Genomic DNA, 18,728 nt, shown 5'->3' with positions numbered 1-18,728 from the left:
CGTGGGGGCCTAGTGGCGTATTTGCGAACGCTTATCAATAGCGTTATCAGGAAGAGGGTGAGGCGGTCTCGCTTGCCTCGCCGATCGCGCTGTAGATCGCATTCAGGCTGATATCATCGATGCAGTATGGCGGCATGACGTAGACGGTGTTGCCGAGCGGACGCAGCAGCAGGTCGCGCGCCTTGAAGAACGCGAGCAGCCGCGGGCCGAGGCCGTCGAGATAGGTGCCGGTTGCACTCGAAAGCTCGAACGCCGCGATCGTCCCACAGACGCGGGCGTTGTGGATCGTCGGGCGCTGACCCAATTGCTCGGCCCATGTCGCCTGCCGCCGTGCGAGATCGGCGACGCGCTCGAGTACGGGCTCGGTGCGCCAAATCTCGAGATTGGCGTTGGCGGCAGCGCAGGCGATCGGATTGGCGGTGTAGCTCGACGAATGGAAGAACATCCGCGAGCGATCGGTCGACCGGTGCGCGTCGAAGATCGCGGCGGTCGCCATCGTCACCGCGAGCGGGACGGCGCCGCCGGTCAGGCCTTTCGACAGGCACAGGATATCGGGCCCGACGCCGGCCTGCTCGCACGCCAGCAACGTGCCGGTCCGGCCCCAGGCGGTCATCACTTCGTCGGCGATGAAGAGCACATCGTGGCGCGCGCAGATCGCGCGCATCTCGGCGAGCACGCGCGGGGGATAGAACAGCATCCCGCCTGCACCGAGCACCAGCGGCTCGACGATGAACGCGGCGGGGCCTGCGCGGCACGCCTGTTCGAGCGCATCGAGCGTCGCCTGTTCTGCGCCGGGGGCGGGGTAGGGGATCGTGCCGACGTCGAACAGCAATGGCGCATAGGCCTGGTTGTAGACCCCGCGCGCACCGACCGACATCGCGCCGATCGTGTCGCCATGATAGCTGTGCTCGAGCACGAGGATGCGACTGCGCGGTGCGCCGCGATTGGCCCAGAAGCCGAGCGCCATCTTCAGCGCGACCTCGACGGCGGTCGAGCCGGAGTCCGAGAAGAAGACATGCTCAAGTGCGGGCGGCATGATCTCCACGAGACCGCGTGCGAGCGTCTCGGCGGGTTCGTGCGTCCAGCCGGCGAAGATGATCTGGTCCATCTTGCCCGCCTGGTCGGCGATCGCCGCCATGATCGCGGGGTGGCAATGGCCGTGCGTCGTTACCCACCAGGACGAGATCGCGTCGATGATCCGGCGCCCGTCATCGGTGTAGAGGAACGCGCCCTCGGTGCGCATGACACGCGGGATCGACTCGCCGAGGCCGTGCTGGGTGAAGGGGTGCCAGACGGGCGAACTCATTGGAAATCCTCAAGCGAGAAATGCGCGGCGAACGCGGTGGCGAGCGTCGCGCCATCGAGCGTCGGCAGGAAGGGCAGGCGACCGAGGCGACGGACGCCGCCGATCCGCGCGATCGTCGCCTCGCTGTCTTCGACCGGCTCACCGCTAAAGGCCACGCCGAGGATCGGCACGCCGCGTGCGCGCAACGCCTCGATCGAGAGCAAGCTGTGGTTGATCGTGCCGAGCGCAGTGCGCGCGACGAGTACCACGGGATAGCCCCAGCGCGCGAAAATGTCGGCATAGACCGTCGTGTTGTTGACCGGCACGAGCACGCCGCCCGCGCCTTCGATCACCATCGCGCCGTCATGCGGTGGCGGGGCGAGCGCGTCGGCATCGATCGTCACACCGTCGATCCGCGCGGCGAGGTGCGGCGAGCACGGCGTGACGAGTCGATACGCCTCGGGCAGGATGTGGCTCGCGGGCAAGCCGCTCAGCGCGGCGACGCGCATCGCGTCGCTGCCGCCGTCGAGCCCGGCCTGCACCGGCTTCCAATAGGCCGCGCCGAGCGCGCCCGCGAGCGCGGCGGCGAACACCGTCTTGCCGATGTCGGTATCGGTGCCGGTGACGACGATGCGGGGGATCATAAGAGAGCTTTCAGCGCGGTGGCGAGGCGATCGATAGCGGCGATATCGACGTTGAGCGTGATCGAGATGCGCAGCCGCGCGCTTCCCGGCGGGACCGTCGGCGGGCGGATGCCGCGCACGTCGAAGCCTGCCGCCTGCAGGCCTGCGGCGAGCGCCATCGTCGCTTCTGCGTCGCCGATGATCAGCGGGAGGATCTGCGAGTCCGTCACCGTCGCTCCTAATGGCGCAAGCACCTTGCCGGCATGCGCGATCCGCGCGTCGAGGCGCGTGCGCCGCTCGGGCTCGTCGGCGAGGATCCGGAGCGCGGCGCGCACCCCGCTCGCCATCAGCGGGGAGGGGGCGGTCGAGAAGATAAAGGCGCGGCCGCGGTTGATCAGGAAGTCGCGCACCACCGCAGGCCCGCACACCAGAGCGCCTTCGCAGCCCAGCGCCTTGCCGCAGGTGCGCATCGTGATGACGTGCTCGCGTCCGTCGAGCGCGGCGGCAAGCCCGCGACCGCCGGGGCCGAACACGCCGGTCGCATGCGCCTCGTCGATCAGCAACACGCCGTCGTGCCGCGCGGCGACGTCGGCGAGATCGTCGAGTGGGGCGCGATCGCCGTCCATGCTGTAGAGGCTCTCGACCGCGATCCATGGGCGGCCCGTCCCACCCGCACGCCGCCAAGCGGTGATCGCATCGTCGAACGCCTGTACAGCGTTATGCGCCACGCTCTGCGCAGGCGCGCGGGCGAGCCGCATCCCGTCGTGCGCGCTCGCGTGGATCAGCGCGTCGTGGACGATCAGGTCGCCGGTCTGCGGCAGTGTCGCGAACAGCGCCGCATTCGCGGCGAACCCGCTTGAGAAATAGAGTGCCGACTCGCTCCCGAAAAAGGCAGCGGCTTCGGCTTCGAGCGCTTCATGCTCGGGATCGTTGCCGCGCAGCAGCCGCGATCCGCCCGAGCCGATAGGCACGCCGCGCGCGAGCGCCGCCGCGACCGCTTCGCGCAGCCGCGGCGACGCGGCGAGGCCGAGATAATCGTTCGAGGCGAAATCGATCCCGGTGCGCGGGGTCAGCGTGCGGCGGCGGTGGGTCTGCCCGAGCGACTCAAGGTCGCGGGCATGGGCGGCGAGAACGGACATCGCGCTTGCCCTAACGTGGTTGGTGCCGTCGCGCGATGGGGTTGCGGTTGAACGCAGATCGCCGTCGCCCGCATCCCTTCCCGTCATCCCAGCGAAAGCGGGGATCCCACGCCTGGCCCGCGGTGCGCAGACGAAGCGGGACCCTCGCTTTCGCGAGGGTAACGGGGGCGGAGATGATGGGGCAGGCGGGCTGACGGAAGGGCGGGTCTCAGGAAAAGCCGACCACCGCGTGCGGGACGTACGGCTCCTCCAGCCGCGCGATCTCGGCCTCGGTCAGCCCGATCTCGAGCGCCGCCAGTGCATCGTCGAGGTGCGCGACCTTCGACGCGCCGACGATCGGCGCCGACACTTCGGGCTTGGCGAGCACCCAGGCGAGCGCGATCTGCGCGCGCGGCACGCCGCGCTCCTTGGCGATCTCCGCGACCCGCTCGACTACGCGGCGGTCGGCGTCGGCGGTGTGGCTGTACAAAGTCGCGCCGAACGCGTCGGTCGCCGATCGCTCGGTCGCGTTATCCCAGTCGCGCGTCAGCCGACCGCGCGCGAGCGGGCTCCACGGGATCACGCCAATCCCCTCAGCAGCGCAGAGCGGCAGCATCTCACGCTCCTCCTCGCGGTAGAGCAGGTTGAGATAATCCTGCATCGTCGCAAAGCGTGTCCAGCCATTCGCCTCGGAGGTGTGGAGCATCGTCGCGAACTGCCAGGCGAACATCGACGACGCGCCGATATAGCGCGCCTTGCCCGCCTTGACGACGTCGTGCAGCGCCTCGAGCGTCTCCTCGATCGCGACCTCGGGGTCGAAGCGGTGGATCTGGTAGAGATCGACATACTCGGTGCCGAGCCGCGTGAGGCTGGCGTCGATCTCGGTCAGGATCGCCTTGCGACTGAGCCCGGCACCGTTGGGCCCCGGCCGCATCCGCCCGTGCACCTTGGTCGCGATCACGACCTCGTCGCGGCGCGTGAAATCCTTGAGCGCACGACCGACGATCTCCTCCGACGTGCCGTCCGAATAGACGTTGGCGGTGTCGAAGAAGTTGATTCCGGCCTCGACCGCCCTTTGCACGATCGGCCGACTCGTTTCCTCGTCGAGCGTCCAGGCGTGGGTGCCGCGATCGGGCACACCGAAGGTCATGCAGCCAAGACACAGGCGCGAGACGTCGAGGCCGGTCGCGCCGAGCTTGATATAGTCCATCCGGGCAGTCCTTCGTGATCGGTACGTATGGGATACGCGTCAACGAAGGGTGGCGGGAAGCGGTCCGGCCACGGCGCGGCTATTTCTTCGGCGTGACCCAGACCGAGACCGGCACGACGAACTTGCCCGGCGCGGGCTTGCCGACATTGACGCGGTCGGCGGTGACGAGCTCGCCCGAGGTCAGCGTGAAGGACGCCCAGGGCTTGGGCATGCGGCCGAACACCATCTTCTGGATGGGCTCGCCAGTGGCGGAATTCATGATCGTTGCAGTGACACTCATGGCGCAGCCGTTAGCGAGCGAGCGGCGCCGCTGTCCAGCGGTGTGCGACGAGCCGGCACTTTTCCGGTCAAGCGGCGTTCAGTTGAAGCGGCTATGGCTGTGTTCCGTACCAGGGCGATGCCCGATCTTATGAAGCGTCCCGCCATGCAGACCGAACGACCGTGACCGACACCGCAGCCGCTACGCCGATTACGCCCGGACCCGCCGCGCCGGAAACCCCGCCGCGCCGCCGCTGGCGGATCGCGCGCACCATCCTGCTCGGCATCGTCGCGCTGGTGTTTGCGATCTGGCTGGTGCTCTACATCACCAAGGGGCGCTTCCTGAAGCCGACCTTCGAGCGCGTGGTAGGATCGCTCACGCACCGCACCGTGACGGTGCGTGGCGACTTTCAGCTGTTTTTCGACCCGTTCCAGATCAAGTTCCTCGCCGAAGGGCTGACCATCTCGAACCCGTCCTGGGCGAGCCGCCCCAATCTGTTCGAGGCCAAGAAGATCGACACGCGGATCGCCCCGCTGTCGCTGCTGTTCGGCAAGCGCCGGCTGTACTTCCTCGACCTGGCCGAGGGCGCGGTCGATCTCGAATGGAGCCCCGACCACAGCACCAACAGCTGGACCTTCAGCCAGACCAAGGGCGGCAAGCCGCTCGCCTTTCCGACGATCGACCGCGCGACGCTGGCCGGCACGACGGTGCGCTATCGCGACACGCGGATGCGGTTGCTCGCCGATCTGGACTTCGCGACGATCAAGTCGAACGACGCGAAGATCGGCGACAAGGTCGATTTCACCGGCAAGGGCGTGGTCCGCGACACTCCCTTCACGCTGAGCGGCGCGTTGCTGTCGCCCGACCAGACCGTCGCGCGCGGCGCCAACAAACTCACGATGACCGCGCACGCCGCGCATAACGTGATCGATGTCGCGGGCACCTTGCCGAGCCTCGCCGAGATCGAGAATGTCCCGCTCGACGTCACCGCGCGCGGGCGCAACATGCACGAATTGCTGCAGATCATCGGCGTCGCCATTCCGCAGTCGCGCGCCTATGCCCTCAAGGCGCAGCTGGTGAAGACCGGCAACACCTACGCCTTCACGCACCTGCGGGGTCGCTTCGGCGCGAGCGATCTGGCGGGGCGCTTCACGGTCGAGAATATCGCGCCACGCATCCACATCGACGCGACGCTGGCGAGCAGGAAGGTCGATATCATAGATATGGCGCCGTTCATCGGCTACAATCCCGATCTGATCGCGACCAAGGGCGTGACCGCGGCGGCAGCGGCAACGGGCGCGGCGCCGGCGCGGCTGTTGCCCGACGCCTCGCTCGACATCGCCGCGCTGCACGCCTTCGACGCCGATCTCAAATGGACGGTCGGCGTCGTGCGGTCTAAGAACGTGCCGGTCTCCAACATCGATCTGACGCTTGCGCTCAAGGACAGCGTGCTGAAGCTTTCGCCGCTGACCTTCTCGATGGCGCGCGGCAATGTCGCGTCGGATATCGTGCTCGACACGCGCCGCCGCCCGACCAAGGCGAGCTACGACATTCGTCTGGCCTCGACTCCGATGGGGCGCCTGCTCGCCGGGTTCGGCGTCGCCGAGGCGGGGACCACGGGGACCATCAAGGGACGGCTGCAGCTCGTCGGCACCGGCGACAGCCTTCACGATTCGCTTGCGAATTCGAACGGACGAATCGCCTTCGTGATGCCCGCGGGCAGTTTCTGGACGCGCAACGTGCAGTTGAGCGAGCTCGACATCGGCACCTTCGTCCAGAAGATGTTCCAGGACAAATTGAAGGAACCGGTGCGCATCAATTGCGGTCTGGTGGCCTTCACCGTTCGCAAGGGCGCCGCAGCGGCCGATCCGATCCTGATCGACACCAGCAAGAACGTGATCGCCGCGACCGGCGGGTTCAGCTTCGGCACCGAGGCGCTGGATCTCGCATTCCGCGCCGATGGTAAGAAGTTCAGCCTGCTCTCGGCGCAGTCGCCGGTCGGGCTCAATGGCAGCTTCGCCAAGCCTGGTATCGCGGTGATCAGCCCGGAGTTGATCGGGCGTGCCGGGACGGGGCTCGGACTGGCGCTGATCGCCACCCCGCCCGCGGCGCTGCTGGCGTTCGTCGACGTTGGCGACGCGAAAGCCGCGGCGTGCGGCCCCGTCCTGTCGGCCAAGCCGGCCGCGGCGCAGCGCACCACCAAGGGAAAGACGCGCGACGATGTTGGCAATGGCACCCCAGAAAAGGGTGCAGGCAAGCGGAAGAAATTCCTGGGGATTTTCTGAAGGGGTCTTTGCCGCGGCGCCCCGGTGCGGGCCGTGGCCTGGGCGTAACCGCTTTGGCCGCGCTCACAGCGCGAACCCGTGGAAGCCGTTAAGCGAGAAAGCGCGTCAGCGTGCCTTGCGCAGGCGCTTCGCGTTCCCGGTTGCGGCTTTGTGCAGCGGCGCGACGACGTCTCGCCCCATCTGCGCGCCGGTTTCGAGCGCGCTCAACGCATGCATGCTCGAGCGTTCGGATAGCGCGGCAAGTTCGAACAGCGTCGGCGGACGACCGCGCAGCCACATCGCGCGAAGCTCCTGCGCCTGCGCGACATAGCCGGCTTGCAACGTCATCAGTGCGCTCAATCCGGCGGTGCCCGATTGCGAGAACGCCGCCACCTTCTCGGGCACCATTCGCCCGAGCTCTGCATAGTCGCCGCTCAGCGGCGATCGCATCGCCTCGCCGATCGTCGTCGTGCGCGACGCGATCACCGCGTGCGAAGCCGTTGCGGTTTCGCTCAACCGCTCGCCGGTCGCACCGACCGACCCCCATGCCGACATGACACGCGTCCAGTAGGCAAAGGGGTCGATCATAGGTGTATCCCGATAGAGGACCGCAGCCCCCGCCGTTAGGCGAGGGTGCGGACGTTGGGTTCCCGCGCGTAGAAGCGCTTTGCGGCAGCGGCGATGAAACCATCGTCGAGCCCCGTCACGCCCTCATCGGCCTCGACGCCGGCCTTGTCGAGCAAAGGCTTTGCCGCCTCGCTCGCGCCGACCGCCTTCAGATGCCCGAACGCGTCCATTACCCACTGGATGGCAGCGCCTTCCTTGAGCAACGCCGCAGTTCCTTCAGCGGAGAGCACCACCGCTGCGGCATCGAACAGCTGCGACGGCGAACCAGCAAGCTGGCCGTCAGCCTTCTGCTGCGACCCGTCCGACAGCTTTGCGCCGCCGACCTTGGGCGCGACGAGGAACGGCTTGGCCTTTGCCGCCATAATCGCCGCGACCAGCGTGTCGAGCACGCCCGCATCGGTGCCGTCCGCAATCAACACGCCGACGGTACGCCCTTCGAGCGTCGCCTTCATGTTCTTGTGGATCGACAGTGCGTCGGACGGCTTCATGTCGACCGGCTCGCGCGCCGCTTCGGCCTTGTCGGGCAGCGGAATGCCGAGTCCGTCCGCAACGCGCTGGGCGAACGCCTCATCGACGTTGCGCAGGTTCGCTACCATCCGCGGCGGAACCTGCTCGAGCGTCCCGACCTTCGACAACTCGAACACGAACGACGAGGCGATATGCGCCTGCTCGCTCTCGGTCTGCGAATTCAGGAACATCCGCGCCTGGCTGTAATGGTCGCTGAACGTCTCCGAGCGGATCCGGAGCTTGTCGCCGGTTTCGTTCGGGCCGGTCGCGGCGTTGACCGTGGCGAAGCCCTTCGGGCTCTCGCGCGGGCCGCCTTCCTCGCCATGTGCGCCGAGGCTGTTGGGCTCGTAATTTGCCCGGCCCTTGGGCACTTGGGTCTGCATCATCCCGTCGCGTTGGAAATTGCCGAACGGGCAGCGCGGCGCGTTGATCGGGATCTGGTGGAAATTGGTCGTCCCCAGTCGCGACTTCTGCGTGTCGAGATACGAGAACAGCCGGCCCTGCAGCAGCGGATCGTTCGAGAAATCGATGCCCGACACGATATTGGTCGGCAGGAAGGCGACCTGTTCGGTTTCGGCGAAGAAGTTGTCGACGTTGCGGTCGAGGACCATCCGCCCGATGATCCGCACGGGAATGTCGTCCTCAGGGATCAATTTGGTCGAATCGAGCACATCATAGGGCTGCGCATCGGCAAATTCCTGGTCGAACACCTGGATGCCGAGCTCCCATTCGGGAAAATCGCCGCCGTCGATCGCCTCGAACAGATCGCGGCGATGATAGTCATTATCGGCGCCCTGGAGTTTGAGCGCTTCGTCCCAGATCGTCGACTGGATGCCGAGTTTGGGTTTCCAGTGGAACTTGACGAAGCTCGCCTTGCCCTCGGCGTTAACGAGCTTGAAGGTGTGGATGCCGAAGCCTTCCATCATCCGCAGCGAGCGCGGCAGTGTCCGGTCGGACATTGCCCAGAACAGCATGTGCGTCGCCTCGGGGGTGAGCGAGGCCCAGTCCCAGAAGGTGTCGTGCGCGCTGCCGGCCTGCGGATAGCCACGATCGGCCTCCATCTTCACGGCGTGGATCAGGTCGGGGAACTTGATCGCGTCCTGGATGAAGAAGACCGGGATGTTGTTGCCGACCAGATCCCAATTACCCTCGCGCGTGTACAGCTTGACTGCAAAACCGCGCACGTCACGAGGCGTGTCGACCGACCCCGTTCCGCCGGCGACCGTCGAAAAGCGGACGAACACTTTGGTCTTTTCACCCTTGGTGAAGACCGCCGCCTTCGATAGATCGGAAATGTCGTCGGTAGCCTCGAAATAGCCATGCGCGCCCGAACCGCGGGCGTGAACGATCCGCTCTGGAATACGCTCGTGGTCGAAGTGGAAGATCTTCTCGCGCAGGACGAAGTCCTCGAGCAGCGTCGGGCCACGTTCGCCAGAACGCAGGCTGTTCTGATTGTCGGAAATCGGTACGCCGTGGTTGGTGGTCAGAATGGGATCGCCGTCGGCGGCCTGCTGGTGGGTCTCGCCCGCGTTGCCGCGGGTCTTTTCGGGGGTGGTGGCCATGGGAAATCTCCGGAAGTGTCGGCATGGGGACCGACAAGCACACGCGGGCGCCCTCTGTCGGGCAAACCACGCGGTTAGATAACGGCTCGCGCTCGGTTTCTTTCCGCCACGATCACAGCATCGTGACGATATTTTGCGTCGCTTTGGCGTGCGCCCCGGGAGCGGCGCCCCCCGGCGATGGGAGTGCTACTGAACCAGCCCTGCGGCGAACGCGATCCGCAGGGCATCGGGTAGCGACTGCACATGCAACTTGCTCATCATGTGCGCGCGATAGACCTCGACGGTTCGCGGGCTGATTGAAAGATCGTGCGCGATCACCTTGTTGATCTTGCCCGCGATCAGCCCGCACAGCACATCGATCTCGCGCGGGGCGAGCCGGGCGATCTGTTCCTGCGCGGCGGCTGTGCGCGCAGCAGTCTCGTCGCTCCGCGCGAGCCGTTCGAACGCGCGCTCGAGCCGATCGAACACGGCTTCCTGATCGTACGGCTTTTCGAGAAAGTCGATCGCCCCCCCGCTTTATCGCCTCGACTGCGAAGGCGATGCTGCCATGACCGGTGACCACCACGCACAGATACGGCAGGCCATCGCGCCGCACGGTGGCCAGCACGTCGAACCCGGACAGTCCGGACATGTGCAGATCGAGCAGCGCGATCCCCGGGTCTAACCGCGGCGTCGCCTCAAGAAAGGCTTCGCCCGAGGCAAAGCCTTCGGCCAGGTAATCGCCGCAGCGTGTCAGCAGCGTGAGCAGCGAGCGACGGATCGCTTCGTCATCGTCGACTATATAGATGCGCTTTGCCATTCGGCCTCGCTTGCAGGGGGGGAGCGCTTCCGGCGGTGGGCAGCGGTGGCAGCCGGAAACAGCAAATCGAACCGCGCGCCTTGGCCTGGAGCGCTCTTGGCGGAGATCACCCCGCCATGCGACTGTATGATCCGGCGGACGATCGCCAAGCCGATCCCGTTCGCCTCATCGCCCTGCTTAGTGCTGAAGAACGGCTCGAAGATGCGATCGAGCGTCGCCGGATCGATCCCCTCGCCATCGTCGCAGACGAACAATCGGACCGAACGCCGGCCGCCGTCGCGAGCGGGTTCGGCGATCGTCCCGATCGTGATCGTGCCACCGCGCGAACCGATCGCCTGGGCCGCGTTGACCACCAGATTGAGCACCACCTGATAGAGTTGGCGGATATTGCCCGTAATCGCGGGAACCGGTGCCAGCGCCTCGACGATGGTGATGGCGGCCGGAACGCGTGCGCGCAGCAACGGAAGATAGGCGCGGATCAGATCGTCCGGCCGGACCCGCTCGAGCGTGACGGCTTCCTCGCGCGTATAGGCCAGCATGTCGCGCGCCAGCTCGCGCGCACGCTGTGCCGATTCGATGATCAGCGCCATGCTTTGCCGATCGGTCGGATCGGTGATCGACTCCAGGACGAGCGGCGCGAGGATCGTCACCGGGACCAGCGTGTTGCTGAGGTCGTGCGCGACGCCGCCGGCCAGCAGGCCGAGCGTTTCGAGTTTCTGCGCCTGGCACAATTGCGCCCGCAATTCGGCGCTGCCGCGTTCGCATCGGTAATGACGGGTGACGTCCTGGACGATCCCGGTCAGGCGCGCGATCGCCCCGCGGTCGTCGCGGATCGGCACCCAGCGCAGGAGCGCGTCGCCCATGTCGCCGTCGCGGCGCAGGAAGCTGTATGCGAGCGTATCGGCGGTCCGGCCGTGCCGTGCCGCGGCCAGCGAGGCGGCAAGCTCGACCTGCTGCTGCGGAGTGATGTGGGCTGCGACGAAGCTGCGCCAAACCTGGTGCGGCTCGGCTGAAAGGCCGTGGAGCGCACCGAATGCAGGGGTGGGGGTGAAGGTCATGCTCGCCAGATCCAGCTCGAAGCGCGCCGCCCCGGTCATCTGTTCGATGGCTGTGGTCTGATCGGCGATATGCTGTTCCGCCTGGCGCGAGCGCAGCGTCCGATCGACGAAGAGCGCCGCGAGCAGGATCGCGCCAATCGCGAGGCCTGTATCGGCTATTCCGACGAACGTCGCGATCTCGCCGCGCGGCGCGGCGGCCAATCCGAACAGCGTCAGTCCGAGCGCCACCACCGTGAACACGCGGGCGAAGACACGCCGCGGGAAGAGCAGTCCGCTCAGGACGAGCAGGATATACGCCCAACGCGCCGCCGCGGTGTGCGTCGCCACCAGGTCGAACGTGGCGATCGCGAGCGCCAGCGAAACGGTTCCCCATAGCCCGGGGTGGGCGAGCAGGATCGGGTCGAGCCGCTCGGCCTGAGCGCCGATCGCCACCGCCAGCAGGGTCAGCAAGAGCGCGGTGATGGCGCCGGACGCGTTCGACGCGTGGGCGCCGTTGAGGCCGGTGCCGATCCCGACGGCGAGCGCTCCCGCCGCGATCATGATCGCCAGGAACAGAAGCAGGCCCACGCGGATACCCTGCGGGATCCGCGACCGATCGAGCCCGAGCGTGAGGCAGACCGCCGCCAATACAAGCTGTACGAGCGCCGCGATCAAGCTGGAAAGCGCGGCGATGCTCGTGCCGACCCCAAGCGGAAATGCCGTGCGTCCATCGATGAGGAAGGACACAAACCGACTATCGCGGAATGTGGCGACACTCAGGACCAAGACCGTGGCAGAGAAGAGCGTAGCGCTGCGCGGTCGATCGAGCAGCATCATCGTCACTGCGAGAGCACAAGCGGCCAAGCTTGCCCAAACGCCAAGTTCGAATAAGCTGGAAGAGCTCGCATATCCTTTGATATCAAACGGATATAGGGTAAAACTGAATATCCTCTATATACAGACAAAGAGGATCAGGAGGGCGCACGCGAGCCCCGCCATGTGTACAGAGTATGTTCGACCAATCATGGTGCGCAACGATGTACTATAGGCATAGCCATACTGAACTTATATCAATAAATACCCTATTTGGATATGTATGGAGGCAAGGGGCGCTTCAAAAATTCACATAAACTATTATAAGATTTCACGAGATATTGTGCGCTAATCGGAGCGAGCTTGAGCCGATGGGGCCTCGAGCGAATATCCCTCGGCCTCAGATGCTCGAGCGAGCGCGGGCCATGGCGATCGATGGATTTGTCGGGGCGGCTTGGCTAGACGCGTCGCCGATGATCGCAGCGGGGACCAAGCGGCTGGGCAATTCGAACATGCAAACCATGCTGGCAGAGGCCAAGCGGCTGCTTGGCGCCGACCCTGCCGCGGCAGCTATGCGCGCTCGGCGCGTTCTCGCGGCGGATCCGCATTCGGTCGAAGCGCGCTTTCTGCTTGGCGCGGCGCTGCGGCGACAGGGCGTGTGGGACGAAGCGCGCGCTGTGCTGGCGCCGCTCGCCGCCGACACGCCGCAGGCATGGGGGGTGCAGTACGAATATGGCATGGCGCTCGCAGCGTCGGGGGACGGGCCGGCGACGGCCGAAGCGCTCGACCGTGCGACGCGCGCCAATCCTTCATCGTCGCTGGCGTGGCACGCGCTTGGCGACCAGTTGCTGTTGCTCGGGCGGAGCGATGCCGCGCGGGAGGCGCAAGCGCGGCTGGTACCGGGATGTATCGCGGATCAGGCGCTCGGCGTCGCAGCGCGGGCGTTCTTCGACGGTCGCGGCCCGGACGCGCGTGCCACGCTCCACACGCGCTTCGGGATCGATCTCAATGATCTCGGCGCGGTCCGCTTGCTGTCGGATATCGCCTTGCAGCACGGGCAGTTTGCCGCGGCCGAAGCTTTGCTCGCGCAGGCACGCCGTGTCGCGCCCGACTTCGTTCCTGCGCAGTTCGCGCATGCGATCGCGCTTCACCGGCTGGAGCGTGGCGAAGACGCGCTGGCCGCGATCAGCGCGGCGTTGCGGGCGCGGCCGGGGCTTGCCGCGTTGGAAACGCTGGCGGCGGCGATCCACATGCAGCTCGGCAATGTCGTCGCGGCGATAGCCGCGTACCAGATTGTGCTTGCCGCGACGCCCGATGACGCCGACGCCTGGCACGGTCTTGGCCACGCCTTTCGCGCAGTGGGGCGGCAGGACGAGGCCGTCGCCGCCTATCGTCGCGCGGTTGCGCTCAGGCCGGGCTATGGCGAAGCGTATTGGAGCCTGGCCAACCTCAAGACCGTCCGCTTCGACGCTGCCGAGCTCACCCGAATGCTGTCGCTCCCCGCCGCCGCAACGCCAGATCCGGCCGACCGCGCCTATCTCGATTTCGCTTTGGGCAAGGCGCTGGAAGACGAGGCGCGGTATGCAGAATCCTTCGCGCATTACGCGCGGGGCAATGCCGCGCGCGCCGTGCTCGAACCGCACGATGCCGCGGCGATGCACCGCTTCGTGGCGGACTCGATCGGCGCATTCGACGCGGACCTGTTCCGCCGCAACGCCGCGGCGGGGTGCGCCGAGACCGGGCCGATCTTCGTGCTCGGCATGCCACGGTCGGGATCGACGCTGGTCGAGCAGATCCTTGCGAGCCACAGTGCAGTCGATGGCGCGTCCGAATTGCCCGACATCACCACGCTCGCGCGCGAGGTCGCACAGCGCCATCCGGGCTACCCTGGCTCGATCGCCGACGTTGCGGAGGCGACCTTCGATGCGCTCGGCACAACCTATCTCGAGCGGACAGCGGCCCACCGCACGGGGAAGGCATGGCTGGTCGACAAGTTTCCCGGCAACTTCCTTCACACCGGGCTGATCCAGCTGATGCTGCCGAACGCGCGGATCATCGATATCCGGCGCGACCCGATGGCGTGCTGCTTCTCGCTGTTCAAACAGGCGTTCGCCCGGGGGCAGGCCTATAGCTACGACCTCGCCGATCTTGGCCATTACTACCGCGATTACGTCGCGCTGATGGCGCATTTCGATGCGGTGCTGCCCGGCCGGGTGCACCGCATCGCCTATGAAGCGCTGATCGACGATCCCGAGTCCGAGATCCGTCGCCTGCTCGACTATTGCGGCCTGCCGTTCGAGCCGGCGTGCCTGCGCTTCTTCGAGACCGGACGGACGGTGCGGACGCCGAGCTCGGAACAGGTCCGCCGGCCGATCAATCGCGATGGCCTCGACCAATGGCGACCTTTCGAAGCGTGGCTTACCCCACTCGCCGATGCGCTCGGACCGCTTGCCAAGGCGCCCGCCAATCGGCATTGATGCCAAAATTGGATGCCCCTATCCGATTTTCGATTTTAGACGGGGGATCAGGGACAGCGTCGAAAGCACCAGCCGCCAATGGCTTGCACGATGGCTGCCTTGACGGGGCAGCTGGATTGCAAAGGGGACTTTCGTGTTGAGCATTTCTGTCGGTCACAGCGTTTCGTCGCGTCCTGCGCGCATCGTCGCGCGGCTCATGGCGTCGGGGGCGGCGCTTGCGCTGATCGCGCCGGGCGTTGCGCTGGCCGCACCGGATCCACAAGCACCCGCCGACGCGCCGCAAGCGGCGGGGCAGGGCGACGAACTGAACGACATCGTCGTCACCGCGACACGCTCGGGCGCGCAATCGCTGCAGACGGTGCCGATCGCGGTGTCGGTGGTGAACGTCGACCAGATCACCAAATCGGGGCAGGGCAACCTGTCCGATCTCGCCAAGTTCACCCCCTCGCTCGTCATCACCGAGGGCGCGCCCGGGTTCAACAAGTTCAACCTGCGCGGGCTCGCGACGGGCGGTTACGTCACGTCGGACACCTCGGACCGGCCGTTGGTGGCGGTGTATCTCGATGACACGCCGATCTCGGTGCAGGGGCAGACCCCCGACCTCAAGGTCTATGATCTCGACCGCGTCGAAGTGCTGCGCGGGCCGCAGGGCACGCTGTTCGGCGCGGGCTCGATGGCGGGGACGGTGCGCTTCGTCACGGCCAAGCCCGATGCACGCAGCTTCTTCGGCACCGCGGAAGCGAGCGGATCGACCACCGAGCATGGCGCGGGCAGCTATAACGTCCGCGGCATGGTCAACATCCCGCTGATCAAGGACGAGCTGGCGGTCCGCGGCAACATCTTCGTCGGCAACGATGGCGGCTTCATCGACAATATCGGCCAGCACCGCGTCGACAACGCCAACAGCAACCGCTCGACGCAGGGCCGCGTCGCGGTCCGCTGGACGCCGACCGACAGGCTGACCGTCGACGGCAGCTTCACCTATGAGAACAGCCGCGCGAAGGGGCTCAACACCGGGCTCGATGGCCTCAAGCCGTATCAGTACGAAAGCAACGGCGCCGAAGGCACGCGCGACCTGTTCAAGCTCTACACCGGCGGTTTCGACTATGACGCGGGCTTCGCCAACGTGATCGTCACCGGCGCTTATACCGACCGCAAGATCGGCTTCAACGCGAGCCCCGATCCGCAGATCGGCTATTATTTCGCCAACTATTACGCGCCTTACACCGGCGCCGGAAAATACCCGCTTTACGCCCCGCCCGCGAGCTACAACCATGCGGTCACCAGCCTGATCCCGGCCGAGAATTACACGATCAATCAGAAGCTCAACGACTTCATGGCCGAAGCGCGGCTGGTGTCGAAGAATGACGGCCCGGTCAAATGGACCGTCGGCGCATTCTACGAAAAGCAGAACCGGCATCTCGTCCAGGACATCCCGGTCGCCGGGTTCGACACGCTGTCGTATCAGAACGCCGCGTTCGGCCCGTTCGCGACGCCGACCGGCCTGTACGATTCGAAGACCGTCGATGGCGCGTTCAGCTCGAACGACATCTTCTCGGGGCTGCAGGACGTCCATGAACATCAGTTCGCGGCCTATGCCGACGGCACGTGGCACGTCACCGACCGGCTCGATCTGACCGCGGGCCTGCGCTACTTCAACTTCAAGGAGAGCTATTATCTCTATGAAGGCGGCGCGTTCGGCGTGTTGCTCGGCAAGGACGCGCAGGGGCGCACGACGGGGACCACCCAGTCGATCCGCTCGACGCTGAAATCGAACGGCGTCAATCCGCGCGCCAACATCTCGTACAAGCTCGACGACAATGTGCTGATCTATGCCGAAGCCGCCAAGGGCTTCCGCTATGGCGGCGCGAACCAGCCGGTGCCGCTCGGCACGGCGGGGCTCGCCGGGCGCTGCACGACGCAGCTCAATTCGTACGGGTATAGCGCCGCGCCGGGGACGTTCGGGCCCGACAAATTGTGGAACTATACGATCGGCGAAAAGGCCAAGTTCGCGGGCGGTCGCGTGACGCTCAACGCCAGCGCTTACTATATCGACTGGTCCAACGTGCAGACGCGGCTGCGGCTCAACTGCTCGTATTTCTTCACCGACAATAAGGGCAAGATCGCGAGCAAGGGCGTCGAGCTCGAGGCGGCGGTCAAGGCGACGCGCAACATCACGCTCAACGGCAGCTTCTCGTTCAACGATTCGACCGCGCGCGGCGACATCCCGACGGTCGGCGCGTTCGACGGCGACCGCACGCCGTATTCGCCGCGCGTGACGGCGTCGGCGGGGGCGTTCTACGATGCCGATCTCGGGCGCGGGGCGATCCATCTGCAGGCGACGTACAAATACATCTCGTCGCAGCAGACGACGTTCAACAACTTCTCGACCACGCTCGATCCGACGACCAAGGCGCTGATCGTCGACAAGGCGAGCAATGGCGGGCGCAGCCAGACCTATGCGGTGATCCCCGAGAGCCACAATGCCAGCGCGTCGATCGCCTATGATATCGGCAATTACGAGTTCGGCATCTTCGGCAACAATCTGTTCGATGGCGTCAAGGTGATCGATATCCAGCGCGCGACCTATTACGCGATCTACCAGGCGGGCTCGCGCGTGACGTATGCGCGCCCGCGCACGATCGGCGTGCGGGCGAAGGTCAAGTTCTGATCCTCCAGCGTCACCCCGGCGCAAGGCCGGGGTGACGGATGCTCGCCTTACGCGGCGGCACGCGCTCCCTGAATCCGCGCATCGTCGGCGGCATAGGTCCGCACGCTCGTCCAATAATGGTATGCCGCCCAGAAGCCGGTCAGCGATAACGCGAGCAGAGCGTAGCGCAGCGATTCCGCATTGCTGCCGAGGCGACCCGCCAGCGTATCGCTCAGCCAGCCGACCGCGGTCGGGGCGATGATCAGATTGGCGACATTGGCGGTAAGCAGGCTGATCGCCATGCCCTGTGCGCGCATGGTGGCGGGCATGAAGTTGAGCAGCAGCGCCATCGTCGGCCCGACATAGAGATAGATCGCCGGCACGACGATCCACAGCATCGCGGTCGCGAGGCTGAGCGAATGCGTCCAGTAGATGACGAACGACGGGATCGTCGACAGCGCGACGATGGCGGCGAGCCCTTGTGCGATCCGCTTGGGATCCTGCATCTGCGGCAGCGCGAGGATCGCGCCGGTGGCAATCGTCGCGACGGTGCCCGCCCAGAAATAGATCGTGCCCAGCCGCGCGCCCGCCTCGGCGGTCGACAGGCCGTAGGCACGTTCGAAATAGGTCTGCGTCCAGAACAGCAGACCCCAGCCCCACAGGCAGATCACCGTGCCCGCGGCATTGATGTGCCACGCCGAACGCTGCGACCACAGGAACTTGCACGTGTCGACAAAGGTCGCGCTCGGCTCGCTGTCCTCGCTCTGGCGTTCGAAGCGGCCGCGCGCAGGCTCGCGCACGGTCAGCAGGATGACGAGCCCGAACACCACGCCCGGAATCCCGAGCGCGATGAAACCCGCGCGCCAGCTATGAAAATGCTCGACGATCGCGCCCGCCGCGCTCGACCCGAGCCACGCGCCCAGTGGCAGGCCGAGTGCGTAGATTGTCAGCGCATAGGCTCGCCGCTCGCGCGGGAAATTGTCGGCGATGATCGAGGTCGAGGGCGGGGTGCCGCCCGCTTCGCCGACCCCGACCGCGATCCGCGCGAGCAGGAATTGCCAGTAATTTTGCGTGAGGCCGAGCAGCGCCGTCGCCGCCGACCACACGATCATCGCGCCGGCGACGATGTTGCGGCGGTTGGCACGATCCGCGACGCGCGCGATCGGCAGCCCGACCAGGATGTAGAAGAAAGCGAGCGACACTCCGGTCAGCCACGCAACGCCCGAATCGGACAGTCCGAATTCCTTGCGGATCGGCTCAAGCACGGTCGAGACGACATAGCGGTCGGCGATGTTGAGCGCATAGACCAGCCCGAGCACGAGCACGATATACCAGCGCGTCGATTCGAGCCGCGGTGTGGTTTTCATGATCGCTGTCGCACCCCAAATCATTCGCCGTCCCGCGCCACACCCGCACGGGTCACAAGCCGACAATCCTAGCCGCGGAACGCGCGCGCAGAAAGGCCTGGCGTGATGCGGCGGTGCGCCTCGCCACGGC

General features: G+C 66.2%; 13 protein-coding genes and 1 pseudogene. 3 read left to right on the top strand and 11 right to left on the bottom strand.

Annotated elements, in window-relative coordinates; genetic code table 11:
• Positions 1 to 46: 46 nt before the first annotated feature.
• The 5 genes from ACVWYO_RS02665 to ACVWYO_RS02645 all read right to left on the bottom strand — a co-directional run bounded on the left by ACVWYO_RS02665 (position 47) and on the right by ACVWYO_RS02645 (position 4,516).
• The gene (locus tag ACVWYO_RS02665) at positions 47 to 1,306 is read right to left on the bottom strand and encodes an adenosylmethionine--8-amino-7-oxononanoate transaminase (RefSeq protein ID WP_457348658.1); all 1,260 of its coding nucleotides are present in this window, start codon (positions 1,304 to 1,306) and stop codon (positions 47 to 49) included.
• Positions 1,303 to 1,929 carry a dethiobiotin synthase gene (gene bioD, locus ACVWYO_RS02660; protein WP_457348657.1) on the bottom strand — a complete coding sequence of 209 codons (627 nt, stop codon included), beginning with the start codon at positions 1,927 to 1,929 and terminating at the stop codon, positions 1,303 to 1,305. Before bioD ends, ACVWYO_RS02665 begins: the two co-directional genes overlap by 4 nt.
• Complete coding sequence (locus ACVWYO_RS02655) at positions 1,926 to 3,047, bottom strand: 8-amino-7-oxononanoate synthase (protein WP_457348656.1); 1,122 nt, start codon at positions 3,045 to 3,047, stop codon at positions 1,926 to 1,928. The genes bioD and ACVWYO_RS02655 overlap by 4 nt, the downstream gene beginning before the upstream one ends.
• A 208-nt stretch (positions 3,048 to 3,255) precedes the next feature.
• Positions 3,256 to 4,236 (bottom strand): aldo/keto reductase, encoded by a 981-nt coding sequence (locus ACVWYO_RS02650; RefSeq protein ID WP_457348655.1) that lies wholly within the window; start codon positions 4,234 to 4,236, stop codon positions 3,256 to 3,258.
• A gap of 79 nt (positions 4,237 to 4,315) precedes the next feature.
• The gene (locus ACVWYO_RS02645) at positions 4,316 to 4,516 is read right to left on the bottom strand and encodes a hypothetical protein (RefSeq protein ID WP_457348654.1); all 201 of its coding nucleotides are present in this window, start codon (positions 4,514 to 4,516) and stop codon (positions 4,316 to 4,318) included.
• A 161-nt stretch (positions 4,517 to 4,677) separates the two neighbouring features.
• Here ACVWYO_RS02645 and ACVWYO_RS02640 point away from each other — a divergent pair, with 161 nt between their 5' ends.
• Positions 4,678 to 6,780: an AsmA family protein gene (locus ACVWYO_RS02640; RefSeq protein ID WP_457348653.1), complete on the top strand. Its 2,103-nt coding sequence runs from the start codon at positions 4,678 to 4,680 to the stop codon at positions 6,778 to 6,780.
• Between the two features lie 105 nt (positions 6,781 to 6,885).
• On the opposite strand, the gene ACVWYO_RS02635 is transcribed toward ACVWYO_RS02640, so the two are convergent.
• The 5 genes and pseudogenes from ACVWYO_RS02635 to ACVWYO_RS02615 all read right to left on the bottom strand — a co-directional run bounded on the left by ACVWYO_RS02635 (position 6,886) and on the right by ACVWYO_RS02615 (position 12,038).
• The gene (locus ACVWYO_RS02635; protein WP_457348652.1) at positions 6,886 to 7,347 is read right to left on the bottom strand and encodes a hypothetical protein; all 462 of its coding nucleotides are present in this window, start codon (positions 7,345 to 7,347) and stop codon (positions 6,886 to 6,888) included.
• A gap of 35 nt (positions 7,348 to 7,382) precedes the next feature.
• Complete coding sequence (locus ACVWYO_RS02630; protein ID WP_457348651.1) at positions 7,383 to 9,455, bottom strand: catalase; 2,073 nt, start codon at positions 9,453 to 9,455, stop codon at positions 7,383 to 7,385.
• A 186-nt stretch (positions 9,456 to 9,641) separates the two neighbouring features.
• Positions 9,642 to 9,923: a response regulator transcription factor gene (locus ACVWYO_RS02625; RefSeq protein WP_457348650.1), complete on the bottom strand. Its 282-nt coding sequence runs from the start codon at positions 9,921 to 9,923 to the stop codon at positions 9,642 to 9,644.
• 79 nt (positions 9,924 to 10,002) lie between these two features.
• A pseudogene (locus tag ACVWYO_RS02620) lies at positions 10,003 to 10,254 on the bottom strand (response regulator); the annotation flags it as partial.
• Positions 10,233 to 12,038, bottom strand: a complete 1,806-nt coding sequence (locus ACVWYO_RS02615) for a two-component system sensor histidine kinase NtrB (protein WP_457348649.1) — start codon at positions 12,036 to 12,038, stop codon at positions 10,233 to 10,235. The gene ACVWYO_RS02615 and the pseudogene ACVWYO_RS02620, both read right to left, overlap by 22 nt.
• A 491-nt stretch (positions 12,039 to 12,529) precedes the next feature.
• Here ACVWYO_RS02615 and ACVWYO_RS02610 point away from each other — a divergent pair, with 491 nt between their 5' ends.
• Both ACVWYO_RS02610 and ACVWYO_RS02605 read left to right on the top strand, forming a co-directional pair.
• A complete protein-coding gene (locus tag ACVWYO_RS02610) occupies positions 12,530 to 14,581 on the top strand; it encodes a tetratricopeptide repeat-containing sulfotransferase family protein (protein ID WP_457348648.1) in 2,052 nt (683 codons plus the stop codon).
• A 133-nt stretch (positions 14,582 to 14,714) separates the two neighbouring features.
• Positions 14,715 to 17,252: a TonB-dependent receptor gene (locus ACVWYO_RS02605; protein ID WP_457348647.1), complete on the top strand. Its 2,538-nt coding sequence runs from the start codon at positions 14,715 to 14,717 to the stop codon at positions 17,250 to 17,252.
• A 47-nt stretch (positions 17,253 to 17,299) separates the two neighbouring features.
• On the opposite strand, the gene ACVWYO_RS02600 is transcribed toward ACVWYO_RS02605, so the two are convergent.
• Positions 17,300 to 18,598 (bottom strand): spinster family MFS transporter, encoded by a 1,299-nt coding sequence (locus ACVWYO_RS02600; RefSeq protein WP_457348646.1) that lies wholly within the window; start codon positions 18,596 to 18,598, stop codon positions 17,300 to 17,302.
• Between the last annotated feature and the right edge of the window lie 130 nt (positions 18,599 to 18,728).

This window comes from Sphingomonas sp. UYP23, from assembly GCF_054059235.1.
Note: the sequence above shows the minus strand (reverse complement) of the source record. Positions and strands in the feature narration are given on the sequence as shown.